Source organism: Stenotrophomonas geniculata (assembly GCF_034508895.1).
In the GTDB taxonomy this organism is placed as follows: Bacteria; Pseudomonadota; Gammaproteobacteria; order Xanthomonadales; family Xanthomonadaceae; genus Stenotrophomonas; species Stenotrophomonas geniculata.
Map to the genome: position 1 here is coordinate 2,973,155 of NZ_CP140571.1, position 21,488 is coordinate 2,994,642.

The 21,488-nt window shown below is 68.2% G+C and carries 15 protein-coding genes; 11 read left to right on the plus strand and 4 right to left on the minus strand.

Annotated elements, in window-relative coordinates; translation table 11 throughout:
* Positions 1-342: 342 nt before the first annotated feature.
* Positions 343-2,391: a DNA repair helicase YoaA gene (yoaA, locus tag RI032_RS13640; protein ID WP_049481811.1), complete on the plus strand. Its 2,049-nt coding sequence runs from the start codon at positions 343-345 to the stop codon at positions 2,389-2,391.
* A gap of 9 nt (positions 2,392-2,400) precedes the next feature.
* Positions 2,401-3,114 (plus strand): tRNA (adenosine(37)-N6)-threonylcarbamoyltransferase complex dimerization subunit type 1 TsaB, encoded by a 714-nt coding sequence (gene tsaB / locus RI032_RS13645; RefSeq protein ID WP_049452717.1) that lies wholly within the window; start codon positions 2,401-2,403, stop codon positions 3,112-3,114.
* A 488-nt stretch (positions 3,115-3,602) separates the two neighbouring features.
* Here tsaB and RI032_RS13650 read toward each other — a convergent pair whose 3' ends face one another.
* Positions 3,603-4,487 (minus strand): energy transducer TonB family protein, encoded by an 885-nt coding sequence (locus RI032_RS13650; protein WP_010482701.1) that lies wholly within the window; start codon positions 4,485-4,487, stop codon positions 3,603-3,605.
* Entirely contained in the window at positions 4,487-5,434 is a 948-nt protein-coding gene (gene gshB / locus RI032_RS13655; protein WP_019338700.1) for a glutathione synthase, read from the minus strand. Before gshB ends, RI032_RS13650 begins: the two co-directional genes overlap by 1 nt.
* Positions 5,435-5,674: 240 nt before the next feature.
* Here gshB and pilG point away from each other — a divergent pair, with 240 nt between their 5' ends.
* The 7 genes from pilG to RI032_RS13690 all read left to right on the plus strand — a co-directional run bounded on the left by pilG (position 5,675) and on the right by RI032_RS13690 (position 17,706).
* A complete protein-coding gene (gene pilG, locus RI032_RS13660; protein ID WP_005418455.1) occupies positions 5,675-6,076 on the plus strand; it encodes a twitching motility response regulator PilG in 402 nt (133 codons plus the stop codon).
* A gap of 18 nt (positions 6,077-6,094) precedes the next feature.
* Positions 6,095-6,457, plus strand: coding sequence for a response regulator (locus RI032_RS13665; protein ID WP_005410717.1), 363 nt, complete (start codon positions 6,095-6,097; stop codon positions 6,455-6,457).
* Positions 6,457-6,987 carry a chemotaxis protein CheW gene (locus tag RI032_RS13670; protein ID WP_010482705.1) on the plus strand — a complete coding sequence of 177 codons (531 nt, stop codon included), beginning with the start codon at positions 6,457-6,459 and terminating at the stop codon, positions 6,985-6,987. The genes RI032_RS13665 and RI032_RS13670 overlap by 1 nt, the downstream gene beginning before the upstream one ends.
* 41 nt (positions 6,988-7,028) lie before the next feature.
* The gene (locus RI032_RS13675) at positions 7,029-9,065 is read left to right on the plus strand and encodes a methyl-accepting chemotaxis protein (RefSeq protein WP_010482706.1); all 2,037 of its coding nucleotides are present in this window, start codon (positions 7,029-7,031) and stop codon (positions 9,063-9,065) included.
* 100 nt (positions 9,066-9,165) lie between these two features.
* Complete coding sequence (locus tag RI032_RS13680; RefSeq protein ID WP_322547154.1) at positions 9,166-15,918, plus strand: Hpt domain-containing protein; 6,753 nt, start codon at positions 9,166-9,168, stop codon at positions 15,916-15,918.
* Entirely contained in the window at positions 15,905-17,245 is a 1,341-nt protein-coding gene (locus tag RI032_RS13685) for a chemotaxis protein CheB (RefSeq protein WP_322547155.1), read from the plus strand. Before RI032_RS13680 ends, RI032_RS13685 begins: the two co-directional genes overlap by 14 nt.
* Positions 17,242-17,706: a chemotaxis protein CheW gene (locus RI032_RS13690; protein ID WP_010482710.1), complete on the plus strand. Its 465-nt coding sequence runs from the start codon at positions 17,242-17,244 to the stop codon at positions 17,704-17,706. Before RI032_RS13685 ends, RI032_RS13690 begins: the two co-directional genes overlap by 4 nt.
* 212 nt (positions 17,707-17,918) lie before the next feature.
* Here RI032_RS13690 and RI032_RS13695 read toward each other — a convergent pair whose 3' ends face one another.
* The gene (locus RI032_RS13695; protein ID WP_043399181.1) at positions 17,919-18,656 is read right to left on the minus strand and encodes a 16S rRNA (uracil(1498)-N(3))-methyltransferase; all 738 of its coding nucleotides are present in this window, start codon (positions 18,654-18,656) and stop codon (positions 17,919-17,921) included.
* The gene (bioA, locus tag RI032_RS13700) at positions 18,647-20,038 is read right to left on the minus strand and encodes an adenosylmethionine--8-amino-7-oxononanoate transaminase (RefSeq protein WP_049481818.1); all 1,392 of its coding nucleotides are present in this window, start codon (positions 20,036-20,038) and stop codon (positions 18,647-18,649) included. The genes RI032_RS13695 and bioA overlap by 10 nt, the downstream gene beginning before the upstream one ends.
* A 77-nt stretch (positions 20,039-20,115) precedes the next feature.
* Here bioA and nudE point away from each other — a divergent pair, with 77 nt between their 5' ends.
* Together nudE and cysQ are read left to right on the plus strand one after the other, a co-directional pair.
* Complete coding sequence (nudE, locus tag RI032_RS13705; protein WP_010482713.1) at positions 20,116-20,679, plus strand: ADP compounds hydrolase NudE; 564 nt, start codon at positions 20,116-20,118, stop codon at positions 20,677-20,679.
* Entirely contained in the window at positions 20,676-21,479 is an 804-nt protein-coding gene (cysQ, locus tag RI032_RS13710; RefSeq protein ID WP_010482714.1) for a 3'(2'),5'-bisphosphate nucleotidase CysQ, read from the plus strand. Before nudE ends, cysQ begins: the two co-directional genes overlap by 4 nt.
* The last annotated feature ends 9 nt before the right edge of the window (positions 21,480-21,488 follow it).

Genomic DNA, 21,488 nt, shown 5'->3' on the forward strand with positions numbered 1-21,488 from the left:
GGGTCGCGCACTGCGCGCGCTCGCAGTAATCCATCTTCTTCCCTCGTTCCTCCCACAGCTTCTGAGTTGCCAGTCGAGCAAGCTCGACCTTACGACGTGCGTCCATCCGTCACCGGGAAACTGTCGAAGGCGGGTCGGGAGGGGCAGGCAGGACCGTTGGCGCCATGGATGGCGCCATCGAGCCCCCAGGGATGGGTTTACGGCGTGTCCTGCCTGCCCCTCCCGACCCGCCCAGCATGTAGAAACCCAGAGCCATGAACCAAGCTGTTGCCGTTGCTTTTGCTGGTGCTCTGGCTTGAAACGGGTGCCGGGCAGCGCCCGGCCGGGTATCCTTTCCCTCTGATGTCCGACCTTGTCCATGCCAGCCGCGAAGCCCTCAGCGACGGCGGCGCGCTCGCCTCGCATCTGGACGCATTCGTCCCGCGTCCGGCACAGCTGCACCTGACCGAAGCCATCGCCGATGCGCTGCAGCAGCGTGACCTGCTGCTGGCCGAGGCCGGTACCGGCACCGGCAAGACGTTCGCCTACCTGGTGCCGGTGCTGCTGTCCGGGTTGCGCACCATCATCTCCACCGGTACCCGCGCGCTGCAGGACCAGCTCTACCACCGCGATCTGCCACGGGTGCGCCAGGCGCTCGGTGTTGGCCTGCGCAGTGCGCTGCTGAAGGGACGCGCGAACTACCTGTGCCGCTATCGCCTGCAGCAGGCGCGCGGCGAGCCGCGGTTCTCCAGCCCTGAACAAGCCGCGCAGTTCCAGCGGATCCTGGCCTGGTCCGGTCGTTCGGAGTTCGGTGACATCGCCGAACTGGAAGGCCTGGCCGATGATTCGCCGCTGCTGCCGATGGTCACCTCCACTGTCGACAACTGCCTGGGGACCGACTGCCCGTTCTGGGATGACTGCTTCGTGGTGCGCGCGCGGCAACGCGCGCAGGCCGCCGATGTGGTGGTGGTCAACCACCATCTGCTGTTGGCCGACCTGGCACTGAAGCAGGACGGCTTTGGCGAGTTGTTACCTGGGGCGCAGGCCTTCGTCATCGACGAGGCGCATCAGTTGCCCGAACTGGCCGCGCAGTTCTTCGGCGAAGGTTTTGGCATGCGTCCGTGGCAGGAACTGGGCCGCGACTGCCTGGCCGAAGCGCGCGGCGTCGGGGGCGCGCAGTCGGCGCTGCAGGAACCGGTCGACCAGTTGCAGCAGGCGCTGTTGGCGCTGCGCTCGGCAATGGAAGGGCTGCCAGCGCGTGGCACGCAATGGCGTGCACTGGCGATGCCGCAGGTGCGTGATGGCTTCGATACGGTGATGGCTGGCCTGGTGACGCTGGAGCAGGCGCTGCAGCCGCTGCGCGAAGCGGCTGCCGGCCTCGATGCCTGCCATGCGCGTGCGCGCGAAGCGGTTTCGCGGCTCAGCCGCTGGCTGGGGGATGACGAACCCACCCTCGATTTCGATACCGATCCGGAGGAGACCGCCAGCGCCGCCGATGTGCTCTGGTACGAGCTCACGCCGCGTGGTTTCCGCTGCCAGCGCACGCCGATGGATGTGTCCGGCCCGCTGCGCGAGCACCGCGAGCGCAGCCGAGCCGCATGGATCTTTACCTCGGCGACGCTGACCGTTGGCGGGGGCTTCGATCACATCGCTACGCGCCTGGGCCTGGATGATCCGCATACGCTGGTCCAACCCAGCCCGTTCAACTGGCCGGAGCAGGCGTTGTGCTATCTGCCCGAGGGCCTGCCTGATCCGGCCGCGCGTGGTTTCGGAACCGCGCTGATCCAGACCCTGCGGCCGGTGCTGCAGGCCTCGCAGGGCAGGGCGTTCCTGTTGTTCGCCTCGCACCGTGCATTGCGCGAGGCCGCCGAGGCACTGCGTGATGGGCCATGGCCGTTGTTCGTGCAGGGCGAGGCGCCGCGTGCGACGCTGCTGCAGCGCTTCCGCGAATCGGGTAATGGCGTACTGCTGGGCTCGGCCAGTTTCCGCGAGGGCGTGGACGTAGTCGGCGAAGCGCTGAGCGTGGTGATGATCGACAAGCTGCCCTTTGCCGCCCCGGACGACCCGGTGTACGAGGCGCGTCTGGAGGCGATCCGCAGCCAGGGCGGCAACCCGTTCCGCGACGAGCAGCTGCCACAGGCGGTGATCGCGTTGAAGCAGGGGGTCGGCCGCCTGATCCGCAGCGAGAGCGACCGTGGTGTGCTGGTGCTGTGCGACCCGCGCCTGCTCAACCGGGGTTACGGCCGGGTGTTTCTCGATTCACTGCCACCGTTCCGCCGTACCCGCAGCCTGGCCGATGTCCAGGCCTTCTTTACGCCACAATGGGCGCCCGTGGCCGATGATGCGGCTGCCCGGGCCGCTGTTGCGACCGGCCCCGAGCCGGCGCCCGGTGCCACGTTCCCCCTGTTCTGACCCGATCCGATGAAACTGCTCGCCTTTGAAACCGCCACCGAAGCCTGTTCCGTTGCCCTGCATGTCGATGGGCAGGTACTGGAACGCTTCGAGATCGCCCCGCGCCGGCATGCCGAACTGAGCCTGCCGTGGGCCGAGGCGCTGCTGGCCGAAGCCGGCATCAGCCGCCGCCAGCTGGACGGCATCGCCCTCAGCCGCGGTCCTGGTGCTTTCACCGGTGTGCGCCTGGCGATCGCGATTGCCCAGGGCATCGCACTGGCGCTGGACCGTCCGCTGCTGCCGGTATCGACGCTGCAGGTGCTGGCGCTGCGGGCACCGGCAGAAGAAACGCAGATCCTGTCGGCGATCGACGCACGGATGGGAGAGTTGTACGTTGCGCGCTTCGAGCGTGTTGACGGCCTGCCGCTCGCGCGCGATGGCGAGCGTGTGTGCGCACCGGATGCAGTGGCGTTGCCGGAAGGTTTGTCGGCCTATGGCGTGGGCACCGGCTTCGGTGCGGCCGACGGCGCGCTGGTGGCGCAGTTGGGCAGTGGCCTTCGGGGATTCGATGCCACGGCATTGCCGCGGGCGTCGGACGTGCTGGCACTCGCGGTGCCGGCGTTCGCGCGTGGCGAGGCGATTGCGCCGGAGAAGGTCGAGCCCGCGTACCTGCGTGACAACGTGGCACTGACTCTGGTCGAGCAGCAGGCCGCGCGTGAGGCGAAGGCGAAGGCCAACGGCTGAGCCCCTCGTGGCGGAGCGCGAAAGCACAAGCCGTGGTTTGGCCGGGCGGGTGGGCTGCGCAGGGGGCGCTGCAAGTACGTCCATGTAAGCTCGGTCGCCGCATCCATGCGGCTCACGCCCCTGCGCAGCCCACCCGCCCGGCCTCTGACAGTTTCCGTGCGCGTCCGCCACGGAAGATCAAAAAAAGAAAAGTCAAAATCAAAAGCGGGTCGCTTCGCTTGCATCCACGCGTGGCGTGGATGTGTATCGACCAAGGTCGACACCTACCAAAGCAATGGTGCGCCGCGATCTGTCAGAGGCGGGGCGGTGTCGGGCGGCGGGGTATCCGCGGCATGGATGCCGCGGCTAAGCCTACACGGACGTACTTGCGGCGTCCCCGCCGCCCGACACCGCCTCGCCACGCTTCAGTACACCAACCGCCGCTGTTGCTGTTGCCGTTGCTCTAGCCTTTCAGCGGGTCCCGGGCCGCAGGCCCGGGCACCAGAACCCTACCGGTCGTCGTGCAGGGTGCCGCCCGGCAGGAACACCCACGTGCGGGTGACCTGCAGAATGTCGATCTCGTCTTCGGTCTTCGGCAACGGTGGGAACGGCTGGGCCAGCTTCACCACCCGCAGTGCCGCCTCATCCAGCAGCGGCGTCCCGCTCGAACGCAGGATCCGGCTGCTCTCCACGCTGCCATCGCGGCGCACCCCCACGCTGATCACCACCTGGCCACCGAGGCGGCGCTGCCGGGCCTCGTCCGGGTAATTCAGATTGCCTACGCGCTCGGCGCGGTCGACCCAGGCACGCAGGTAATTGGCATAGGCATATTCGCGCGTGCTGGCCGACACGAACTTGCGGTTCGGGCGCTTGGCGTACTGCGCCGAGCGCAGATGCACTTCGGCAGCCAACCGCGCCATCTCCACATCGCGCTGCTCGCGCGCGCTCAGCGGTGCGTCCGGTTCGGGCTGATCCGGCGTGGGGCGGGACTGTGCCTGCGCCACCACCTCTTCGCCATTGCGGCTGCTGACCACCCGTGCCTGCGGCGGCGGAACCGGCGCGGCCGATTGCTGCTGCTGCGGCACCGGGCTCAGCCCGGACTGGGCCTGCGGCACGATGCCGGCCTGGTTGTCGCGTGGACGCTGTGCGCGGTCGTGTTCGCCACCGCCTTCCTGGTTGGCCGCGGCCAGGAAATCAGCCTGCTTCGGCGTCAGCGCGGTGCGGGTCTGGCTGAAGATCACTTCCAGCGTCGGCACCAGCGGTGCATCGCCCTTCACGGCAAAGCCCACGCCCAGGATCAGCAGGGCGTGGACCAGCACAGACAGCGCGATGGTCGCCCCCAGCCGTTGCGCTTCGCGCGGCGGCGGGGGCAGGACGGCAGGTGCGGACGGCATCAGCGCAGGCCGGCCTCGAGTGCGTCGAACAGGGTGCCGGCAATGTTCAGGCCGTACTGCGCGTCCAGTTCGCGCACGCAGGTCGGGCTGGTCACGTTGACCTCGGTCAGGTAATCACCGATCACGTCCAGGCCGACGAAGCGCATGCCGCGACGCTTCATCTCCGGGCCCACCTGGGCGGCGATCCAGCGGTCGCGCTCGCTCAGCGGGCGGCCTTCACCGCGGCCACCGGCGGCGAGGTTGCCGCGGAATTCGTCGCCCTGCGGGATGCGCGCCAGGCAGTAGTCGACCGGTTCGCCATCGACCAGCAGGATGCGCTTGTCGCCGGCGGTGATGTCGGGAATGAACTTCTGCGCCAGCGCCATCCTGTGGCCGCCGTCGGTCAGCGTTTCCAGAATCACGTTCAGGTTCGGATCGCCCTGGCCGCTGCGGAAGATCGAGCGGCCGCCCATGCCGTCCAGCGGCTTCAGCACGGCCTGGCCATGCTCCAGCGCGAAGGCCTTCAACGCCTTGGCGTCGCGGCTGACCAGGGTCGGCGGGCAGCACTGCGGGAACAGCAGCGCGGCCAGCTTCTCGTTGTAGTCGCGCAGGCCCTGCGGGTTGTTGACCACGCAGGCGCCGGCCGCTGCGGCCACGTCCAGCACCTGGGTGTCGTAGATGTATTCGGCGTCGACCGGCGGATCCTTGCGCATCAGCACGATCTGGCCGGGGCCGAATGCGGTGCGGCTGAATGCGCCCAGCTCATACCAGCCGGCCGGGTCGTCGCGCACCTGCAATGGCGCGGTCTGGGCCACCGCTACGCCGCCCTCCAGGGCCAGGCCACCCGGGCGCACGTAGTGCAGGGCATGGCCGCGGCGCTGGGCTTCCAGCAGCATGGCGAAGGTGGTGTCCTTGGCGATCTTGATGTGGGCGATGGGGTCCATCACCACGATGACGTTCAACGGCATGGGCGCACCTGTCAGGCAAGGCGTTGATGGTAGCGGCAACGCCGCCCGCGCGCCTCCCCGCCGTACTGCAACGCAGCGTCCGCCCGGCGCCCGCGCACGCATTGCGAAACCCGTCACGTTCAGGAGGGTGCCGTGCCCCGCGCCATGGGGCGGCCTTGAAGCGGGCGCGGAAAGTGCGATATAGATACGCTTTCGTAGCGGCCCCCGCCAGAGATCGGGCCGTGCGCTTGGGGATAGGCAATGACTGAAAACACGACTGCGGGCGGGGAACTCGCAGGACTCCGGGTGATGGTCATCGATGATTCGAAGACCATCCGCAGGACTGCGGAAACGCTGCTCAAGCGCGAAGGCTGCGAGGTGGTCACCGCCACCGACGGCTTCGAAGCGCTTGCGAAGATCGCAGACCAGCAACCGCAGATCATCTTCGTCGACATCATGATGCCGCGCCTGGACGGGTACCAGACCTGTGCGCTGATCAAGGGCAACCAGCTGTTCAAGGCGACCCCGGTCATCATGCTCTCGTCCAAGGATGGCCTGTTCGACAAGGCGCGGGGACGCATCGTCGGCTCGGAGCAATACCTGACGAAGCCTTTCACGCGTGAAGAACTGCTGGGTGCCATCCGCACATACGTCAACGCCTGACCAGGGGGGAAAGGCACAATGGCTCGTATCGTTCTGATCGAGGATTCACCGACCGACCGTGCGGTGTTCACCCAGTGGCTGCGCCGTGCCGGCCACGAGGTGCTGGAAGCGGACAACGCCGAGGATGGACTGCAGCTGGTCCGCGACCAGGTGCCGCAGCTGGTGCTGATGGACGTGGTCCTGCCCGGCATGAGCGGCTTCCAGGCCACCCGCGCGATGGCCCGTGATGCAGCGATCAAGCACATCCCGGTGATCATCGTCAGCACCAAGGCGATGGAAACCGACAAGGCCTGGGGCCTGCGCCAGGGCGCAGCCGACTACATCGTCAAGCCGCCGCGCGAGGATGAACTGATCGCGCGGATCAACGAGCTGGTGGCCTGATGCGCTCGCCCTTCGACATCCTCGAAGCCTACGAACGGCGAAGCCTGGCCCACGCGGTGCAGCTGCCCGAGCGGCAGTTCGCGCAGGACCTCTGGCGTGGCGTGGGTTACCGCGTCGGCCAGCGTCGACTGGTGTCCGATTTCCGCGAAGTAGTGGAAATCGTGCCGATGCCGCCGGTCACCCCGGTGCCGTGCGCACAGCCGTGGCTGCTGGGCGTGGGCAACCTGCGCGGCAACCTGTTCCCGGTGGTCGACCTGAAGTACTTCCTGGAAGGCACGCGTACCGTGCAGCAGGAAGGCCAGCGCGTGCTGATCATGCGCCAGGCCGGCGGCGACGTCGCGCTGACCATCGATGAGCTGTTCGGCCAGCGCAGTTTCGAACTGGACCAGCAGATCGAAGCCGGCACGCTGGCCGAAGGGCGTTACGGCCACTTCGTCGATCGCGCCTTCCACGCCGACGGCCACGACTGGGGCGTGTTCTCGCTCTCGCTGCTGTCGCGTACCCCTGAATTCCGGCAAGCCGCGGCCTGAGGCCGGGCAACGCCCCCTGCATTGAAGATCGAGGTTGAACGATGAGTACTGCTTCGGACGCCACCAAGACCGGCAAGCTGCGGCTGGGCGGCAGCAACCTCTGGCTGTTCCTGCTGCTGGCATCGATGATCCTGTTCGGCGTCAACACCGGCGTCGCCACCTGGCAGGGCAGTCGCCTGGCCGATGCCGGTTCCAAGGCGGCCGACCTGCAGGTGCTGTCACAGCAGCTGGCCAACCAGGGCCGTGACGCGGTGGGCGGCAACGCGCAGGCGTTCACCGCCTTCAAGGCCACCCGCAACGCGATCGAACAGAACGTGTCGACCCTGCAGGGGCGCTACGGCAAGGAACCGGGCGTGTCCGGTGCGATCGCCACCCTGGGCGAAACCTGGGCGCCGCTGGGCAAGCAGGCCGGGCAGCTGGTCGCCAGTGAACCGGCGGTGCTGGCCCTGGCCGGCAACGCCAACAACTTCACCGGCGCCGTGCCGGGGCTACAGGCCCAGCTGAACGAGCTGGTGCGTGCGATGTCCGCTTCCGGCGCCCCGTCGTCGCAGGTGTACAGCGCCCTGCAGCAGGTGGTGGTGGCCGGCTCCATGGCCCGCCGCGTGACGGAAATGCGTGCCGGTGGCAGCGCCGCTGCCACCTCGGGCGATGCACTGGCCCGCGACATCACCGTGTTCTCGCAGGTGCTCGACGGCCTGCGCAACGGCAACGAGGAACTGGGCATCACCGCCGTGCGCGGTGCTGCCGCCGTGGCCGCGCTGGAGCAGTCGCAGCAGAAGTGGGAAGCGATGAAGCAGGACGCCGACGCGATCCTGGCCAGCTCGCGCCAGCTGTTCGCCGCGCAGTCGGCGGCCACCGCACTGGGCCAGGGTTCTGCGCACATGCTGGACGACAGCCGCAAGCTGTTCGAGGCGTTCTCCTCGTTCGGTTCGGTGTCCGATACCCGCCTGTTCCCGAATTTCTGGATTGGCGTGGTGTCCGGCGCGCTGTCGCTGATCGCGATCATCGGTTTCGTCTCCACCAACGTGCGCAGCCGCTCGCGCGAGCAGGAACTGCGCTACCAGACCCAGGTGGAGTTCAACAGCCGCAACCAGCAGGCGATCATGCGGCTGCTGGACGAAATTTCCTCGCTGGGTGAGGGCGACCTGACAGTGAAGGCTTCGGTGACCGAGGACATGACCGGCGCCATCGCCGACGCGATCAACTACGCCGTCGACGAGCTGCGCCACCTGGTGACCACCATCAACGACACCTCGGCCAAGGTCGCGCTGTCCACCCAGGAAACCCAGGCCACCGCCATGCAGCTGGCAGAGGCGGCGGGCCACCAGGCCAACCAGATCACGTCGGCGTCGGACCGCATCGGCGAAATCGCGGCGAGCATCGAACAGGTGTCGCGCAACTCGGCTGAGTCGGCCGACGTGGCACAGCGCTCGGTGGTGATCGCCGCCGAGGGTGCCGGCGTGGTGCGCGAGACCATCCAGGGCATGGACCAGATCCGCGACCAGATCCAGGAAACCTCCAAGCGTATCAAGCGCCTGGGCGAGTCGTCGCAGGAAATCGGCTCGATCGTGGAACTGATCAACGACATTTCCGAGCAGACCAACATCCTGGCGTTGAACGCGGCGGTGCAGGCGGCCTCGGCCGGTGAAGCCGGCCGTGGTTTCGCGGTCGTGGCGGACGAAGTGCAGCGCCTGGCAGAACGTACCTCCGGCGCGACCCGACGCATCGAGAACCTGGTGCAGGCCATCCAGGCCGACACCAATGAAGCGGTCACGTCGATGGAACAGACCACCGCCGAGGTGGTGTCCGGTGCACGCCTGGCCGAGGACGCCGGCACCGCGCTGACCGAAATCGAGCGCGTGTCCAATGCACTGAACACCCTCATCAAGAACATCTCCATCGCCGCCCAGCAGCAGTCGGCCGCGGCCTCGGACATCACCCGCACCATGGGCGTGATCCGGCAGATCACCGGCCAGACCTCGCAGGGTGCCGGGCAGACCGCCGAATCGATCGGCCACCTCGCGCAGCTGGCGGCCGACCTGCGTCGTTCGGTCGCCGACTTCAAGCTGCCGGCGTGACGCGGGCAGGGCGGCGAGCAAGGAACCAGTCGATGAAGCATTTCCATTCCCCACGCCAGAACTCGCGCGGCTTCCGCGCGGCGGCGAACGGAGCGCGTCCATGAGCAGTCTGCGCGATGCGATGAGCCACGCAGCGCTGGGTTGGGTCAAGCCTGAGCTGGACGAGACCCTGCGCCAGGTGCGCAACGAGGTCGAGTACTACGCGGAAGACCCGGCCGATACCAGCCGCATGCGCATCTGCGCCGGCTACCTGCACCAGGTGCAGGGCACCCTGCGCATGGTCGAACTGTATGCCCCGGCGATGGTGGCCGAGGAGCTTGAACAGCTGGCCAATGCCATCGGCGCTGGGGGTGTGGCCGATCGGGATGAAGCCTGCGCGACCCTGATGCGTGGCAGCGTGCTGCTGCCCGACTACCTGGAGCGCCTGCAGAACGGGCATCGCGATATCCCGATCGTGCTGATGCCGCTGCTCAACGAGATCCGCGCCGCACGTGGCGAAGAAGGCGTGCATGACAGCGTACTGCTGGCATTCGCACCGGACAGCGTCACCGCCACCGAGGCCGAGCTGGACCATGCCCGCGGCAGTCTGAGCGGGCGCAACCGCGAGCTGCTCGATACCGTGGGCAGTGCAGTGAAGGAAGAACTGCTGCGCATCAAGGATGCACTGGACCTGCACCTGCGTACCGGCGGTGCGCCGGAGCAGCTGCAGACCCAGGCCGACGAGCTCGGTGCGGTGGCCGATACGCTGGGCATGATGGGCCTGGGCGTGGCCCGCGGCGTGGTCGTGCAGCAGCGTGATGCACTGCGTGGCGTGGTCGAAGGGCGCCAGCAGATCGACGAGAACCTGTTGCTGGATATCGCCGGGGCACTGCTGTACGTGGATGCCTCGCTGGATGACCAGGTTGCTCATCTGGGCGCCGGCGGCAGTGGCGAGGACGATCCGAGCGCGGTGGAGAACCGGCGCACGGTTGAGGTGCTGGCGCATGAGGCCATCGCCAACTTCGCCGCCGCCCGCGAGCACTTCGTCGCGTTCATTGAAACCAGCTGGAACCATGCCGAGCTGCAGGACGTGCCGCGCCTGCTGGGCGATGTCTCCGGCGCGCTTCGCATGCTGGATCTGGGCACGGCTGCCGATTACCTGCGCGGTGTGCAGCAGTACATCGAAGCGGAGCTGATCGGTCGCCAGCGCGTGCCCAGTGGTCGTCAGCTGGACACCCTGGCCGATGCCATGGCCAGCCTGGAGTACTACCTCGAAGCACTGCGCGACCGCCGCCCGGGCCGCGAGGACATTCTCGACATCACCCGCAGCAGCCTTGAAGCGCTGCGCTACTGGCCATTGCCGGACCGCAACGCGGTGGAACCTGTTGCCGCCGCGCCGATTCCGTTCGCATCGCTGCTGATCGAACGCGAGCCGGTCGCGCTGCAGGCCGAGCCGTTGCAGCCGGAGCGCATCGAGATTCCGGTGCAGCCGGCCGCGCCCGCCGCCGGCACTGTGCCGGTGCCGCTGCCGGACTTTACCTTTGATCCGCCACCGGCCACGCCTGCACCGGAGGTGGTGGACAACAGCCTGATGTTCGGTGCGCTGGGGACCGTTGCATCTGCACCGCTGTCGCTGCAGGACGACGCAGATGCGCCCTTGGTCTTCGCCGCCTCCAGCGCGCCTGCACCCGACGTGCTGCAATGGGATCTCGCACCGTTCCATTCCGACTCCGATCCGGCCGCGAGTGCCGAAGATGAGCGCAGTCCGACCTTCGCCAGCTTCGAGCCGGTCAGTTTCGAACGGGTCGAAACCGGAGTGGGATCGGCGCCGCAGTGGACACTGTCGGAGGCAACGCCGCCGGCAGTGGCCGATGCGGCCGTGATGGCCGTCGAGGGCGACGTCGACGCCTCGGTGCCCTTCGACACCGCTGACTTTGCCGCGCCGGTGTTCGACCCGGTCGCTGCAGAGCACGATGCGGTTGCCGTCGGCGAGGACGTGGTATTCCGCTTCGACGCCGATGCGCTGGACAATGCCGACGACGTGCTGTCGCTGCACGCGATGGAGACGCTGTCGCTGGACGACGACGCCGGATTGCATCCGTCGCTGGAGATCGTCGATGCCGCCACGCCCCTGCGGGTAGACGAAAGCCCTGTGGTTGCCGGAGTGGACGCCGTTCCGGCGGGTGTGTCGGAGGACGTGCCCGCGCCGATGGCCGAGATGCTGGCGCCGGCCTCCGATGCACCAGCACCGGCGGTGTCGGTGATTGATATCGACACCATCGCACCCATCGATTTCAGCGAAGCCGACGCGCAGTTCTTTGCCGAGCTGAGCGCTGCGGCGGCCGACTTCAATCCGCAGGCCATGGCGGCTCCGCCCGCTGCGGACATCCCGGTCGTGGCTGGGACCGAGGGCGGCTTCGAGGCCGGCTTCGACGACGATGCCGAGAACATCGACGAGGACATCCGCGAGGTGTTCCTGGAAGAGTTCGACGACGAGCTCGCCAACCTTGGCACGCTGCTGCCGGCATGGCGTGTGCAGCTGGACAACATGGACCGGCTGCGGCCGATCCGGCGCATCTTCCACACCCTCAAGGGCAGTGGCCGCCTGGTGGGGGCGCGCACCCTGGGCGAGTTCGCCTGGAAGATCGAAGGCATGCTCAACCGCGTGCTTGATGGCAGCCGCCCGGCCACTCCGGCCGTGCTGGCGATGGTCGATAACGCACATGCCGCGCTGCCGCAGCTGAACGCCGCGCTGCGCCATGGCCAGCGCATCAGCGTGGACCTGCAGGCGATGCAAGCCATCGCCGATCGTGTCGGCGCCGGTGAGGAAACCTATTACGTGCCGCTGCCGGTAGCGGCCGCACCGGTGGCCGAGGCCGAAGGCGAGGACGAGATCAGCCGCATCCTGGCGGCCGAAGCCATCGCGTCGGTGCAGGACGAAGCCGAGCCGGTGCCCGAGGCCGTGGGCACGCCAGCCAACATCGACAGCGTGCTGCGCGAGATCCTCGAAGCCGAAGTGGAAGTCCACCAGGCCACCCTGCAGGATTGGCTGCGCTCGGCGCAGCAGGCACCGCAGCCGGTCAGCGACGCGCTGCTGCGCGCAGTGCACACCATGAACGGCGCCTTCGCGATGACCGAAGTGCCGGAAATCACGGCGGTTACCGGCGGTGCCGAGTCCTACATCAAGCGCGCGCTGGCCGCCGACGTGGTGCCTGGCGACGAAGGCGTTGCCGCACTGGATGCGACTGCGCAGGCGATCACCGCGACCATGGAGGCGCTGCAGGCCGAACAGCCGCGCATTGTTCCGCAGGGCGCGTTGGTGCAGCGGCTGCAGGCGTTGGCCGGCGAGCTGCCGGAAGCACGCTGGCCGCTGTTCGCGCTGGAAGACGAGGATGAGGAGGGCGTCGAGCTGGCGGCTGATGTCGAGCCGGCATCCGAAGCCGAAGCGCCGCTGGCTGGGCTGGACGCGCTGGACGAAACCGGCATGCCGTCCGCTTTCGATGCGGAGCCCGATCTCATTGCCGAGCCGCAACTGCTTGCCGAAGATGCGCTGGAACCGGTTCCAGCTGCAGCCGAGCCGCAGGCGCTGGATGTCGCGGCCGACAGCGGCCTGGACGTGGGCGAGCTGACCGCCAGCGACGATCTTTCGCGTTACTTCGACGCCGGCTGGGCGTCGGTGCCAGGCGAAGATGAACCTGCCGTGGCGGACATCGGCACGATTGAATCGATCCAGCCGGTCGAGAGTGCGCCTGTTGTCGAAGTGGCCGACGTAGATGCCGTGCCCACGATCGCGACGGTCGAAGACGCTGATCTGACCATGGCCGACGATCTGTCGCCGTACCTCGACGCCAGTGCGCTGCCGGTGGATGACCGTGACGCGGAAGAGCTGCCGGTGTCTGCGGATGTTGACGCGATCGACCTGAATACGTCGCTGTCATTTGATTCGGGCCGTGGCGATGACCGCGTCATTGACGACGCTGCTGCACTGCCACTCGACAGCGAGCTGTCGAGCCTGCAGGATGAAATGGCTGTGCCGGGTTTTGCAGAACCGGTCACACTGGCAGCCGCGCTCGAGGCCGGCCTGCACGTGATCGAGGAAGAGCAGACCCTGGACGACGACGGGCAATGGCCCGTGATCGGCCTCCAGGCCAGCGAACTCGCGCCGGGCGAGGCAGATGCCTTTGCCGAGGATGCGGACGTCGGCGGGGAGGCGGCGGTCGGTGAAGGAGAGAGCGCCGATCAGCCGTCCCCGGCGACGGTGATTGAGGAGATCACCGCGGAGTCCCCGCAGGGCAGCGCTGCTGCGGTGCGCTTCTTCGAGATGGAAGAGGCGCCGGGCCAGGGCATGGTCGAAGCCGATGCCGATGCCGACGCCGATGCCGATGCCGATGCCGACGCCGATGCCGATGCCGATGCCGATGCCGACGCCGATGCCGAGATTGCAGAGGCCGACGTCACGCCCCGTGCGCCGCACCTCGAGCAGGCGCCTGATGCGGCCGATGCCGAAGACGGCGCCGACGCACTTGACTTCAGCGTGTACGACCGCGAGCTGGTCGATATCTTTGTCGATGAAGGCAAGGACCTGCTCGACCACTGTGATGGCCTGATCAGCGAACTGCGCGATGCACCGCAGGATCGCGAGGTGCTGGCCGGCCTGCAGCGTGATCTGCACACCCTCAAGGGGGGCGCGCGCATGGCCGGCATCAACGCCATCGGCGATCTCGGCCACAGCATCGAATCGCTGCTGGAAGCCGTCGCCGCCGGTCGCACCGAGATCGAGCGCCGTGATGTGCAGCTGCTGGAGCGTGGCTTCGATCGCCTGCACCAGCTGCTTACCCGCACCGGTGATCATCGCGTGGTGGAACCGGCGCAGGACCTGGTCGACGCGTTCGAAGTGCGTACCACCACCGATATCGCTGCGGCAGCGGCGGCCAACGTCGCGAGCGTCGCAGAAACCGACTCGGCACCGGTCGCCAGCCCGGCTCCGGCACTGCTCGATGCGCCGTTGTCGGCACCGCTGCCGGCAGAAGGCGTGATCGATGAAGATCCGCTGGCGCGTCCGCAGCAGGAGCAGGTGCGCGTGCGCGCCGACCTGCTCGACCGCCTGGTCAACCATGCCGGTGAAGTGGCGATCTACCGCTCGCGGCTTGAACAGCAGCTCGGTGCCTTCCGTGGTGCCATGGGCGAACTGGAGCGCACCAATGCGCGACTGCGCGACCAGCTGCGCCGACTCGACCTGGAAACCGAGGCGCAGATCGTCGCCCGCTACCAGCGCGAACAGGACCAGGCCGACCAGAAATTCGATCCGCTGGAACTGGACCGCTTCTCCACCCTGCAGCAGCTCAGCCGTGCGCTGAACGAGTCGGCGGCCGACCTGGGGGGCCTGCAGGGCGTGCTTGACGATCTGTCGCGGCAGTACGATTCGCTGCTGCAGCAGCAATCCCGCGTCAGCTCCGAGCTGCAGGATGGCCTGATGCGCGCGCGCATGGTGCCGTTCGACGGCCTGGTGCCGCGCCTGCGCCGCGTGGTCCGCCAGTCCGGCATGGATACCGGCAAGCAGGTCCATCTGACCCTGGAAGGTACCCACGGCGAACTGGACCGCAACGTCCTCGACCGCATGGTCGCGCCGCTGGAACACATGCTGCGCAACTCCGTGGCCCATGGCCTGGAGGCGCCGGAGCAGCGCCGCGCCGCCGGCAAGCCGGAGGAGGGCGAGATCGCCATCCGCCTGCACCGCGAAGGTTCGGAAATCGTGCTGGAAGTGGCCGATGACGGCGCCGGCCTGGACCGCGAAGCGATCCGCCGCCGCGCCATCGACCGCGGCCTGCTGGCCGCCGATGCGCAGCCGAACGAGCAGGAGCTGGACAACCTGATCTTCGCGTCCGGCTTCACCACCGCCGATCAGGTCAGCCAGCTGGCCGGCCGCGGCGTGGGCATGGACGTGGTGCGCAACGAAGTGCGCCAGCTCGGCGGTTCGGTCGACATCCAGTCGGTGCGGGGCCAGGGCGTGCGCTTCACCCTGCGCCTGCCGCAGACGCTGGCCGTCACCCAGGCGGTGTTCGTGCAGATCGGCGAAACCACCTTTGCGGTGCCGGTCGCCTCGGTCAGTGGCATCGGCCGCCTGTCGCGTGAGCGTTTCGAAGCGGCCGACAGCAGCTATCGCTACAGCGGCGAGGACTATCCGCTGTACGACCTCGGCAGCCTGGTCGGGCAGGCTCCGGCGCGTGCCGACGGCCAGGACCAGGTGCCGCTGCTGCTGGTCCGCGCCGGCGACCTGCGTGCCGCCGTGGCAATCGACCAGGTGCTGGGCAACCGCGAAATCGTGGTCAAGCCGGTCGGCCTGCAGATCGCATCGGTGCCGGGCATCTACGGCGCGACCATCACCGGCGATGGCCGTGTGGTGGTGATCCTGGACGTGGCGCCGCTGGTGCGCCGCTTCCTCGCCAATCCGACACTGCCGGTACTGGCCAATGCGCCGCGCCAGGAGCGCCAGGTGCCGCTGGTGATGGTGGTGGACGACTCCCTGACCATGCGCAAGGTCACCGGCCGCATCCTCGAACGCCACAATTTCGAGGTCAGCGTTGCCCGCGACGGCGTGGAGGCGCTGGAACGCCTGGAAGAGCGCGTGCCGGACCTGATGCTGCTGGATATCGAGATGCCGCGCATGGATGGCTACGAGCTGGCCACCGCGATGCGCGCCGACCCGCGCTACAAGGATGTGCCGATCGTGATGATCACCTCGCGCAGCGGCGACAAGCACCGCCAGCGCGCCTTCGAGATTGGTGTCCAGCGCTATCTGGGCAAGCCGTACCAGGAACTGGACCTGATGCGTAACGTGTACGACCTGCTGGGGATCGCCCGTGTCCGTGAGTGAAACCCAAACGGCTCCGGCCGTTGCCCTGCTGGCCCGCCCCGGCGCGGCGCGTGAGCGCCTGCGCGAGGCGTTGTCGCACGCCGATGTACAGCTGGTGCTGGAAGATGATCCCAATACGCTGGAGGTGCGGGTCCTGCAGGAGGCGCGCCCGCAGTTCGTGGTGATCGCGCTGGAGGCCGCCATCGAGGATGCATTGGAGCGCCTGGAAGCGGTGCTGTCCGCACCGGGCCTGACCCTGGTCTTCGACGAGGCCGAGCTGGCCGCACGTCGTGATGGCTGGGAGGCTCAGCGCTGGGGCCGTCATCTGGCCGCCAAGCTGCATGGCCACCAGCAGGTGTTGCCGCCGGGGGCCGAAGAAGAACCCGGCCTGCAGCTGGAGCCGGGCCACCCGGCACCACCGCCGGCGCCGCAGGAAGAAGCGTTGCAGCCGCACCTGGACCAGGCATTGAGCTGGGCCGACGAGGTCCCTGCTGACAGCCTGTACTCGCCGCCCGCGCAGCTGCACGAACCGATCGCGCTGGAACAGGCGCTGGCGGCGTTGCAGCCGGTCGTGCCCGAGCCGCTGGAGCCGCCCGCACTGCCGTCGCTGGCAGAGACCGCGCCCGCAGCAGCGCCCCTGCCGCCGGTCTCCTTCGACCACACCGCCTGGTCCCTGGTCGAAGACGGGGCCGATGCCCCGGCCGCCGCTCCGCACCACGCTGCAGTGGAGGCATCGCTGCCTTCCTTCGATACCGGTCATCTGAGCCTGGTCGACCTGGATGCCGCAGCGCCCGTGGGCGCACGCGCCGGATCGCTGCTGGTGCTGGCCGGCATCGGTGGCCCGGACGCGTTGCGTCGCCTGCTCGGCGCGCTGCCGTCTTCGCTGAGCGTGCCGGTCCTGGTGCACATGCGCCTGGATGGCGGACGCTACGGCAACTTGGTCAAGCAGATGGCACGCGTGTCGCCGTTGCCGGTGCAGCTGGCCGAAGCCGGCCAGCGTGCAACACCCGGTGAAGTGCACGTGCTGGCCGATGACATTGGCGTGCAGGCAGCCAGTGACGGCCTGCATTTCGTCAGCGACGCGCAGGGTATTTCGATTGCCGCGCTGCCGGCTGACCACACTGCGCTGGTCCTGCTCAGCGGTGCCGATCTTGCGCATGTTGGTCCGGCGCTGGATCTGGCCGCCGCCGGCGCCTGGGTGGCCGGGCAGGTCGGCGAGGGCTGCTATGACCCTGCCGCAGCCACGGCGGTGGTCGCCGCTGGCATGGTGGCGGGTGAGCCACAGGAACTGGCGCAGGCCATCGCCTCGCGCTGGGGCTCGGAAGACGATATCGGAGAGGCACCATGAGCTACGCCAGCAATGACGAAATCCGCGGCGTCCTGATCCAGGCCGGCAACGAGCGCGTACTGCTGCCCAATGCCACCGTGGCCGAAATGATGTCGCGCGTGCCGGTGCAGCCGGTCTCCGATGCGCCGCGCTGGCTGGTTGGCGAAATCGGCTGGCACGGCTGGCAGGTGCCGCTGGTGTCGTTCGCACGCCTTTCGGGGCTGGGCGAAGAGGCGGTGGCCGGCCACAACAAAGTGGTGGTGCTGAAGGCCCTGAGCGGCAACGCGCAGCGCCCCTACTATGCGCTGCTGACGCAGAATTTCCCGCAGCTGATCTCGGTGCCGCGCGACGGCCTGCTGGCCGACGCCTCCGAAGAAACCCTGCCGCAGATCGTGCACATGCGCGTGCTGCTGGGTGAGCAGAGCGCGCTGTTGCCGAACCTGGACGCACTGGAAGCCGCCCTGGATTCACTGGCGGCCTGATCTACCAAACGGTAGTGCCGGCTGCCGACCGGCACCGAGCCGAGCATGGCTCGGCTCTACAAGGAAACTGCAATCTGGCGCGGGCACTGTAGAGCCGAGCCTGAGCTCGGCTGCTGCCCTGAACGCGCTGGTCGCGGTAGTGCCGGCCGCTGGCCGGCAACCTCATGATCCCGTGGATGCCGGCCAGCGGTCGGCACCACAACGAATCAGCCTTATCCCAGATCGCCCAACCGCGCCTGCAGTGCCGCGATCGCGGCCAGCCCCGCGGTTTCCGTGCGCAGGATGCGCGGGCCCAGCTGCAGGCCCTGGAAGCCTGCAGCCGCCAGCTGATCCCGGTCGCGCGGCGACCAGCCACCTTCCGGGCCGATCGCGATCACGATGCCGCCTGCCGGAGCGGCCGCCAGCGTCGACAGGCGATGTGCGCCCTGCGGGTCCAGCGTCAACCGCAGCGTATCCACTGGTAGTGCCGCCGCGGCCTGCGCCAGCGACAGTGGCGAGCCCACCTGCGGAATGCGCGCGCGCCCGGACTGGCCGCAGGCCGAGGTCACCACGTTGTTCCAGTGCGCCACGCGCTTCTCCGCTCGAGCTGCATCAAGCTTCACCTCAGTGCGCTCGGCGTTGACCGGAATGATCGCCGCCACGCCCAGTTCGGTGGCCTTCTGCAGGATCAGGTCCATCTTCTCGCCGCGCGCGATGCCCTGCAGCAGGGTGATCGCCAGTGGCGATTCATTCTTGATGGCCTGCACGGCGTCGATGCGTACCTGCACCTCGCGTTTGCCGGCCACCGTCAGCGTCGCGCTGTAGTCGTGGCCATCGCCGTTGAACAGGACGCAGGTATCGCCTTCGCGCAGGCGCATCACCCGCACCAGGTGGTTGGCCGTCTCTTCCGGCAGGGTCACGGTCTGGCCGCTGTGCAGCGCCAGGTCGATGGGGCAGCGGGTCACGCGCATGCAATCGCCTCGTCAATCGCTGCCAGTGTGGTATGTGCCAGCAGCTCCAGTTGTTCGTCGTCCACGCAGTAGGGTGGCATCCAGTACAGCACGTCGCCCAGCGGGCGCAGCACCACGCCGCGCTTCAAGGCGGCCTTGTAGGCGTGCAGGCCCAGCCGCATGGCCGGGTCGAACGGCGTGCGCTTGTTACCGTCGCGCGACAGCTCGAAGGCCACCACCATGCCGGCCTGGCGCACGTCGGCCACGTGCGGATGGTCGTTGAACGGTGCCGCCAGCGTACCCATCACGGAAGCGATGCTGCGGTTGCGGGCGATCACATCGTCGTCGCGGAAGATGTCCAGCGTCGCCAGCGCGGCCGCGCAGGCCAGCGGGTTGCCGGTGTAGCTGTGCGAGTGCAGGAACGCGCGCTCGCGCGAGTCGTCAAGGAAGGCGTCGTACAGCGCCTGCGTGGCCAGCACCGCGGCCAGCGGCAGGAAGCCGCCGGTCAGGCCCTTGGACAGGCACATCAGGTCCGGCATCACCCCGGCCTGTTCGCAGGCGAACAGGGTGCCGGTGCGGCCGAAGCCGGTGGCGATCTCGTCGGCGATCATGAACGCGCCATGCGCATCACACAGTTCGCGCACGCGCTGCAGGTACACCGGATCGTGCATGCGCATGCCGCCGGCACACTGCAGGCGCGGTTCCAGGATCACCGCGCAGATCTCGCCCGGATGCTGGTCGAACAGGGTGGCCAGGCCGTCGGCAGCCTGCCGCGCGCGGTCGGCCGCGCTCTGGCCGGGTTCGGCCAGGTAGGCATCGGGCGACGGCGCGAACAGCGCTTCGGCCAGCAGCGGCGCATAGACGCGGCGATACAGCGGGATGTCACCCAGCGCCAGCGCGCCCAGGGTCTCGCCGTGGTAGCCGTTCTCCAGTGCGATGAAACGCGTACGCCGCGATTCCCCACGGTTCTGGAAATACTGGAAGGCCATCTTCAGGGCCACTTCCACGCCGGCCGAGCCGTTGTCGGCGTAGAACACCTTGGCCAACGGCTCGCGGCCGGGCTGGCGTGGCGCCAGCGCCAGCAGGCGTTCGGCCAGGGTAATGGCCGGCTCATGGCCGAAGCCGGCCAGCATCACCTGTTCCAGCTGCGTCGCCTGGGCGGCGATGGCGCCACCGATGCGCGGTTCGGCATGGCCGAACAGGTTGGTCCACCAGCTGCTGACCGCATCCAGATAGCGGTTGCCATCGTGGTCGATCAGCCAGGCACCTTCGCCACGGGCGATCGGCACCAGCGGCAGGGTGTCCGGATGCTCGCGCATCTGCGTGCAGGGGTGCCACAGCACCTGCAGGTCGCGCTGCCGCCAATGGTGGGCCAGCGGGGAGGGGGTTGGGTCTGCTAGCATTTCGGGCTCATGAACATGTTGCTGCCTGCACATTCTATCGGCCCCGGCGCAGGCGCCGGCCGCCGCGGAGATTCCGCATGAACGATGACCGTGCCGGCCGTCGCTTGCCGATCATCCATCGGATCACCGATGAGGAGAACGGTCCCTTCCAGCGCCAGCACCTGGACCTGGAGTTCTCCAACGGCGAACGCCGCCGCTTCGAGCGCCTGGTCAGCCGTGGCCATGGTGCGGTGGTGGTGGTGCCGATGCTCGACGACGAGACCGTGCTGCTGGTACGTGAATACGCCGCAGGCATGCACCGCTACGAACTGGGCCTGGTCAAGGGCCGGATCGATGCCGGCGAGACTCCCGAGCAGGCTGCGGACCGCGAACTGAAGGAAGAGGCCGGTTACGGTGCGCGCCGGGTCGACGTGCTGCGCGCAATGACCCTTGCCCCGACCTATATGAGCCACCAGTCGTGGCTGGTGGTGGCGCGCGACCTGTACCCGGAAAAGCTGGCCGGCGACGAGCCGGAAGAACTGGAAGTTGTCCCGTGGAAGCTGGCCGAGCTGGACCAGCTGATGCTGCGTGAGGACTTCTCCGAGGGACGCTCGCTGGCGGCGCTGTTCATCGCCCGCCAGTGGCTGCAGGGATTGCGATGATCAAACTGACCACGGACCTGCGCGAGACCGCCATCGCCATCGCCCAGGAAGCCGGACAGGCCATCATGCAGGTCTATGCCGATGGCTTCGAGGTGCAGATCAAGGACGACAACAGCCCGGTCACCAGTGCCGACCTGGCGGCCAACCAGGTCATTGAACAGGGCCTGCAGCAGCTGACCCCGGACCTGCCGATCCTGTCCGAGGAATCGGCGCAGGTGGGCTGGGAGCAGCGCCGCCACTGGGGGGCCTACTGGCTGGTCGACCCGCTCGACGGCACCCGCGAGTTCGTCAAGCGCAACGGCGAGTTCAGCGTCAACATCGCGTTGATCTACCAGGGCGCACCGGCTTTCGGCGTGGTGCTGGCCCCGGTCACCGGCATCGTCTGGCATGCCATGCGCGGCGAGTTGGCCTATCGCCGGCAGGGCCTGCACGACACCGTGCTGCGCACCCGTACACCGGCCACCGCACCGTTGCGGGTTGCCGCCAGCCGTTCGCACCGCTCACCGGAGACCGAGGCGCTGCTGGCGAGGATGGGCCGCATCGAGACCATCGCGCAGGGCTCGTCGCTGAAATTCTGCCGGATCGCCGAAGGTGGCCTGGATGTCTATCCGCGGCTGGGTCCGACCTCCGAATGGGATACCGCTGCCGGCCAGTGCGTGCTGCACGCCGCCGGGGGTGCGGTACTGTCGGCCGCGACCGGCAAGCCGTTCCGCTACAACCGCCGCGAGACCCTGTTGAACGGCGATTTCATTGCCCTTGGTGATACCAGCCTGCCATGGCGTGACTGGTTGTCCGATTGACCCTGGAGG

Excerpts from the sequence above, each read along its gene's own strand:
- yoaA (WP_049481811.1), top strand. The coding sequence starts at position 343 with ATGTCCGACCTTGTCCATGCCAGCCGCGAAGCCCTCAGCGACGGCGGC.
- gshB (WP_019338700.1), bottom strand. The coding sequence starts at position 5,434 with ATGCCGTTGAACGTCATCGTGGTGATGGACCCCATCGCCCACATCAAG.
- tsaB (WP_049452717.1), top strand. The coding sequence starts at position 2,401 with ATGAAACTGCTCGCCTTTGAAACCGCCACCGAAGCCTGTTCCGTTGCC.
- nudE (WP_010482713.1), top strand. The coding sequence starts at position 20,116 with ATGAACGATGACCGTGCCGGCCGTCGCTTGCCGATCATCCATCGGATC.
- RI032_RS13650 (WP_010482701.1), bottom strand. The coding sequence starts at position 4,487 with ATGCCGTCCGCACCTGCCGTCCTGCCCCCGCCGCCGCGCGAAGCGCAA.
- RI032_RS13675 (WP_010482706.1), top strand. The coding sequence starts at position 7,029 with ATGAGTACTGCTTCGGACGCCACCAAGACCGGCAAGCTGCGGCTGGGC.
- RI032_RS13665 (WP_005410717.1), top strand. The coding sequence starts at position 6,095 with ATGGCTCGTATCGTTCTGATCGAGGATTCACCGACCGACCGTGCGGTG.
- RI032_RS13680 (WP_322547154.1), top strand. The coding sequence starts at position 9,166 with ATGAGCAGTCTGCGCGATGCGATGAGCCACGCAGCGCTGGGTTGGGTC.
- cysQ (WP_010482714.1), top strand. The coding sequence starts at position 20,676 with ATGATCAAACTGACCACGGACCTGCGCGAGACCGCCATCGCCATCGCC.
- RI032_RS13695 (WP_043399181.1), bottom strand. The coding sequence starts at position 18,656 with ATGCGCGTGACCCGCTGCCCCATCGACCTGGCGCTGCACAGCGGCCAG.
- bioA (WP_049481818.1), bottom strand. The coding sequence starts at position 20,038 with ATGCTAGCAGACCCAACCCCCTCCCCGCTGGCCCACCATTGGCGGCAG.
- RI032_RS13690 (WP_010482710.1), top strand. The coding sequence starts at position 17,242 with ATGAGCTACGCCAGCAATGACGAAATCCGCGGCGTCCTGATCCAGGCC.
- RI032_RS13670 (WP_010482705.1), top strand. The coding sequence starts at position 6,457 with ATGCGCTCGCCCTTCGACATCCTCGAAGCCTACGAACGGCGAAGCCTG.
- pilG (WP_005418455.1), top strand. The coding sequence starts at position 5,675 with ATGACTGAAAACACGACTGCGGGCGGGGAACTCGCAGGACTCCGGGTG.